General features: G+C 74.8%; 5 protein-coding genes. All 5 read left to right on the top strand.

Features of this window, described 5'->3' with window-relative positions:
- On the top strand, window positions 1–345 hold a 345-nt coding region (locus K6I34_RS29530; protein ID WP_229330535.1), incomplete at its 5' end, for a YqgE/AlgH family protein.
- 127 nt (window positions 346–472) lie between these two features.
- The gene (locus tag K6I34_RS29525) at window positions 473–754 is read left to right on the top strand and encodes a DUF3039 domain-containing protein (protein WP_121798485.1); all 282 of its coding nucleotides are present in this window, start codon (window positions 473–475) and stop codon (window positions 752–754) included.
- Between the two features lie 212 nt (window positions 755–966).
- Complete coding sequence (locus K6I34_RS29520) at window positions 967–2601, top strand: beta-N-acetylhexosaminidase (protein WP_229330534.1); 1635 nt, start codon at window positions 967–969, stop codon at window positions 2599–2601.
- A gap of 309 nt (window positions 2602–2910) precedes the next feature.
- Window positions 2911–3807: a xanthine dehydrogenase family protein subunit M gene (locus tag K6I34_RS29515; RefSeq protein ID WP_229330532.1), complete on the top strand. Its 897-nt coding sequence runs from the start codon at window positions 2911–2913 to the stop codon at window positions 3805–3807.
- Window positions 3804–6032: a (2Fe-2S)-binding protein gene (locus K6I34_RS38715; RefSeq protein ID WP_229330530.1), complete on the top strand. Its 2229-nt coding sequence runs from the start codon at window positions 3804–3806 to the stop codon at window positions 6030–6032. Before K6I34_RS29515 ends, K6I34_RS38715 begins: the two co-directional genes overlap by 4 nt.
- Window positions 6033–6104 lie beyond the last annotated feature (72 nt).

The following is a 6104-nucleotide window of genomic DNA, read 5'->3' as shown; positions in this document are numbered from 1 at the left end:
GTGCCGGGGGAGGGGCGCGGCGGCGCCGACGGTGTCGTCCCGGCCGGTGACGGGCCGCTCGGCTGGCGCCGGGTGCACGGCGCGATCGGCCTGGTCGACCTGGAGGCCCCGCCCGAGCTGCTGGCGGCGGCCCTCGGCTCCCTGCGGATCTTCGCCGGTTACGCGGGCTGGGGCCCGGGCCAGCTGGAGGAGGAGCTGGTCGAGGGCGCCTGGTACGTGGTGGAGTCCGAGCCGGGCGACGTCTCCTCCCCGGACCCGGGCAGGCTCTGGCGGTCCGTCCTGCGGCGGCAGCGCAACGAGCTGGCGATGGTGGCGACATATCCGGACGACCCCAGCCTCAACTGACCAGGGCCGACGACCAGGGCCGACGGTCGCGGCCGAGTGCCGCCCGATACGGCCGGGCGGGGGGTGTGACCGGCACGGTGGCCGGGGCCCGTCCGCCTCGCTCCTGGCCCCAGTACTCTTGGAAACCATGAGCACTCTTGAGCCCGAGCGCGGGGCAGGGACCGGCACCCTCGTAGAGCCGACGCCGCAGGTGTCGCACGGCGACGGCGACCACGAGCGCTTCGCCCATTACGTCCAGAAGGACAAGATCATGGAGAGCGCGCTCTCCGGGTCTCCCGTCGTCGCCCTGTGCGGCAAGGTATGGGTCCCCGGTCGTGACCCGAAGAAGTATCCGGTGTGCCCCATGTGCAAGGAGATCTTCGAGGGCATGGGTACGGGCGGCGACGACAAGGGCGACGGCAAGAAGTAGTCCTTCGGGAGTGCCCGCACCTGGGCACCCCACCTCTGTGACCGGGGGCTTCGCCCCCGGGCCCCCGTTCCGCCTATGGGGGTGCGGCTTGCGCTTGGCGCGCGGCCGCGGGCCGTCGGCGGCTGGTCGCGCAGTTCCCCGCGCCCCTGACGGGGCCCGCCTTTCGCCTCGTCTTCCGGTTCGGGGCGGAGCCCCGAGGGCAGGGGCACCCCATGAGCATCCGAGAGCCCCACCTCATCCCCCAGCCCCGGCGGCTCGCTGTCTCCGACGGCATCTGCGTGCTCGACGAGCACACCACCCTCGAAGCACCCACCGGTACCCACACCCACCACCTCGCACAGCACCTGCGCGACATCACCGGCCTCCCCCTCCCCGCAGTCCCCGCAGCCGCCGCGGGCGAAGGAAGCCGCGTCGTCCTGCGCCTGACGGAAGAGCAGGGCGCCCCCGAGTCCTACCGGCTCACCACCGGACCCGGCCTCGTCACCATCGAAGGCGTCACCGAAGCAGGCCTCTTCCGGGGCGCCCAGACGTTGCGTCAGCTGCTCGGGCCGGAGGCGTACCGCCGGGCGCGCCCGGGCGGGGTGCCCGCGTGGCGGATACCCGCCGTGGCCGTCGAGGACGAGCCGCGGTTCGCCTGGCGCGGCTTCCTCCTCGACGTCGCCCGGCACTTCATGCCCAAGGACGGCGTCCTGCGCTACCTCGACCTGCTCGCCGCGCACAAGCTGAACGTCCTGCACCTGCATCTGACGGACGACCAGGGCTGGCGGCTGGAGGTCCGGGCCTTCCCGCGGCTGACCGAGGTCGGCTCCTGGCGGGCCCGTACCAAGCTCGGGCACCGGGCCTCGCCCCTGTGGGACCCGGTGCCGCACGGCGGCTACTACACGCAGGACGACATCCGCGAGATCGTCGCGTACGCCGCCGAGCGGCACATCACCGTCGTCCCGGAGATCGACGTCCCCGGCCACTCGCAGGCGGCCATCGCCGCGTACCCCGAGCTGGGCAACACCGACGTCGTCGACACCACGGCCCTGACCGTCTGGGACACCTGGGGTGTCAACCCGAACGTGCTCGCCCCGACCGACGCCGTCCTCGCCTTCTACGAGCAGGTGCTGACGGAGGTGCTCGAACTCTTCCCCTCGCCCTACGTCCACATCGGCGGCGACGAGTGCCCCAAGGACCAGTGGCGTGCCTCGGCCACCGCCCAGGCGCGGATCGCCGCGGAGGGGCTCGGTGACGAGAAGGGGCTGCAGAGCTGGTTCATCCGGCACTTCGACCGCTGGCTCACCGCGCGCGGGCGGCGGCTCGTCGGCTGGGACGAGATCCTGGAGGGCGGGCTCGCGGAGGGCGCCACCGTCTCGTCCTGGCGCGGTTACGCGGGCGGCATCGCCGCCGCGCGCGCGGGCCACGACGTCGTCATGTGCCCCGAGCACCAGGTCTACCTCGACCGCCGGCAGGCCCCCGGTACCGACGAGCCCGTACCCCTCGGCTACGTCAGCACCCTGGAGAACGTCTACCGCTTCGAGCCGGTCCCGGCGGAGCTGACGGAGGACGAGGCCGCGCGGGTCATCGGGGCGCAGGCCAACATGTGGACCGAGGTGACGGAGAACCAGCAGCGCGTCGACTACCAGACGTTCCCCCGGCTCGCGGCCTTCGCCGAGGTCGCGTGGTCCGAGCTGCCCGCCCCCGCGGAGCGCGACTACGCCGCTTTCGAGCGCCGGATGACCGCCCATTACACCCGGCTCGACGCCCTCGGCGTCGACTACCGGCCGCCGTCCGGACCGCACCCCTGGCAGCGCCGCCCCGGCATTCTCGGACGCCCGATCGAGGGTGCGCCCCCGATCGTGTGAGCCGTGGCCAAGCTCCCCGCCCCCGGGTCCGGTCCCTGGCACGGTGGTCCTTCACAGACGCCGCAAGCCGTACAAGGGCCAGTAAATAATGGCAATCCGCATACAGTGGCGACAGGGCGGAAAAAGGGACCAATCACCAGCCCGGGGACGGACCGGCGGTTCGCGGACCCTCGCGACAGCGCACGCGGAAGATGTGCCAGAGTTGCCACGACCGGGCCGACAGCACGTACCGTACGGCGGGATCGGGCCGGGTCGGGCGGGATCAGACGTGAGAACACAGTCGGGACCACCGGGGAAGGGGCAACTGGGTTGACCACGCACGCACCGCGGGCGGCGCACACCGTGACGTTGCCGGGCTCGCTCGACGAGGCCGTGGCGGCGCTCTCCGCCATGCCCGCCGCCGTGCCCGTCGCCGGTGGCACCGACCTCATGTCCGCCGTCAACTCCGGGCTGCTGCGCCCCGCGGGCCTCGTCGGCCTCGGCCGCATCAGCGAGATCCGCGGCTGGCAGTACCAGGACGGCCACGCCCTGCTCGGCGCGGGCCTCACCCACGCCCGGATGGGCAGGCCGGACTTCGCCGCGCTCATCCCGGCACTCGCCACCGCGGCGCGCGCCGCCGGTCCGCCCCAGATCCGCAACGCGGGCACCCTCGGCGGCAACATCGCCTCCGCCGCCCCCACCGGTGACGCGCTTCCCGTGCTCGCCGCCCTGGAGGCCACCCTCGTCATCGCGGGCCCCGGCGGTGGCCGCCGTGAGATCCCGATAGGGCATCTGCTGACGGGCTTCGACATGCTCCGGCCCGGCGAGCTCATCGGCTATGTCCGCGTGCCCCTGCTGCACGCTCCGCAAACCTTCCTCAAGGCCACCGGCCGTACGGGGCCGGGCCGCGCCGTCGCGTCCGTCGCCGTCGTCCTCGACCCCGCCCGGCGCAATGTGCGCTGCGCCGTGGGCGCCGTCGCGCCCATGCCGCTGCGCCCGCTGGACGCCGAGCGCTGGGTGGCCTCGCTCATCGACTGGGACGGCGAACGCACCCTCGCGCCGGAGGCGTGCGCCGCCTTCGGCGACTACGTCGCGGCCGCCTGCATCCCCGACCCCGCGCCGTCGCCCGACGGCGGCGAGCCGGGTACCCTGCCGCCCGCCGCCCTGCATCTGCGGCGTACGGTGGCGACTCTGGCCCGCCGAGCTCTGGGGAGGGCACTCGCGTGAGTGACGAACAGCAGCGACACGATCGACCCACCGGCCAGGGCGGCTGGCAGCCGATCCCGGGCACGGAGTTCGACGCGGACGGCACCACGTTCGTGCAGCTGCCGCCCGAACTCCTCGCCCACCCCGGCGCGGACCGCGCCCCCGGCGCCTGGGACCCCCTGGCCGCCACGGGCGCCGGCGGCTACACCCCGCCGACGGCCGAGCAGTGGCAGCAGCCCGGCGCGACCGTCCCGGCACAGCAGCAGTGGATGCCGGAACCGGGCCCCCACGCCACGGCCCCCTACGAGCACGTACCCGTGGACCACGCGACGGCGGGTCATGCGACGGCGGGTCATGCCCCGGTGGGTCACGCCCCGGTGGGCCATGCGCCGACGGGCCATGCACCGACGGGGCAGCCGGTGGGACATACGCCCGCGGGTCACGCCTCCGCCGGTCACGCTCCCGTCGCCCATGAGGCCGCCCACGGGGCCGCCCACGGGGCCGCCCACGGGGCCGCCCACGGGGCCGCCCACGGGGCCGCCCACGGGGCCGCCCACGGGGCCGCCCACGGGGCCGCCCACAACCCCGATCCGCACGCCACGGCCGAATGGGCGAACCCGTTCACGGGCGACAGCACGGGCCAGGGCCACTGGTCGGTCCCGGTCGCCGGGGACGACCCGGTGGACGAGTCCGGCGAGTACGTCCTGCACAGCCGCACCGCCCCGCACGCGCAGGGCGCCGCCGTGCACGGCCACCCGGCCCCGCACGCCCCGGCCGCCGTACCGGCCTCCGACCAGGGCGCCAGGGCGCACGAACCGGTGGGCGACACCGGTGAGTACGCCGTACCCCTGGGGGACACCGGCGACTTCGCCATGCCCCTGGGCGACACGGGTGACTACGTCATGGGTGGCGCGGCGGAGTACATCGCGGCCACACAGTGGCCCGCGCCCGCCCCTGAGTCCGCCGTTGCTCCCGCGCCTGCCCCTGCTGCCGCACCCGTTCCTGCGCCCGTGCCTGTCCAGCAGCATGCCCCCGCACAGCCGCACATCCCGGTCGCGCAGGCGGAGCCGTCGGCACAGGAGCAGCCGCAGGCACAGGCCGTGGCCGACGCGCAGTGGTCCGGTGGCGCGCACGCGTGGGAGCAGCACGCTGCCGAGGTGCCGGCTGCCGAGATGTCCGCCGCCGAGATGCCCGCCGGTTCCCCGACCGATCAGTGGTCGGTTCCGGTTGTGCCCGGGGAGCCGGTCGACGAGTCCGGGGAGTACGCGCTCAACGCCTTCTCCGGGGCTCCGGAGCCGATCCCCACCGCGGATTCGGTTTCGTTCCCTGACGGTTCGTCGCACGTTGGCGGGGTCACCGATACGGGCGATCATCCGGTCGCCGCGTGGACGCCGCCCGTGGAGCCCGCCCCCGAGGTACCGGCGCAGGAGACGGCCGGGCCCACGCTCGCGCCCGCACCCGAGCCCGTCCCCGTACCTCCCGTACCGGCGGCCGACCCCGAGCCCGACCCCGTGTCCGTGCCCGTGCCCATGGCCGTCCACGAGGACGAGCTGCCGCCGCCTGCCGAGGCCCCCCTGGCCCCTCCGGTCTCTCCGGCCTCCCCGGCCGAGGAGCAGCAGGACGCGGCCGACGTAGACGTAGACGTACTCGCCGTCGCCGACGCGCACCACACCGAGCACCCCTGCGCCTCGTACGTCCTGCGGGTCAACGGCACCGACCGGCCCGTCACCGATGCCTGGATCGGCGAGTCGCTGCTCTACGTCCTGCGGGAGCGCCTCGGGCTCGCCGGGGCCAAGGACGGCTGCTCGCAGGGCGAGTGCGGGGCCTGCTCCGTACAGGTCGACGGGCGCCTCGTCGCCTCCTGCCTCGTCCCCGCGGCGACCGCCGCCGGTGCCGAGGTGCGCACCGTCGAGGGTCTCGCGGCCGACGGCCGCCCCTCCGACGTGCAGCGGGCGCTCGCCGAGTGCGGCGCCGTGCAGTGTGGCTTCTGCGTGCCCGGAATGGCCATGACCATGCACGACCTGCTCGAGGGCAACCACGCCCCCACCGAGCTGGAGACCCGCCAGGCCTTCTGCGGCAACCTCTGCCGCTGCTCCGGCTACCGCGGCGTGCTCGACGCGGTGCGCCAGGTCGCCGACGAGCGGGCCGCGTCCGCCGCCGCGCCGGACGAGGCGCAGCCCGAGGCGGAACAGGCGCGCATCCCGCACCAGGCGGGCCCGTACGGCAGCGGAAAGGCAATGGGATGACGGGAACGGGCGGCATGGGCGGCATGGCGGGGGCAGCCGGCACGGCCGAGGCGACCGCGCCCGCCCCCACCC

This window comes from Streptomyces sp. UNOC14_S4, from assembly GCF_020740835.1.
Taxonomy (GTDB): domain Bacteria; phylum Actinomycetota; class Actinomycetes; order Streptomycetales; family Streptomycetaceae; genus Streptomyces.
The sequence above is the reverse complement of the archived record's forward strand: the minus strand, read 5'-3'. Positions and strand labels throughout refer to the sequence as shown.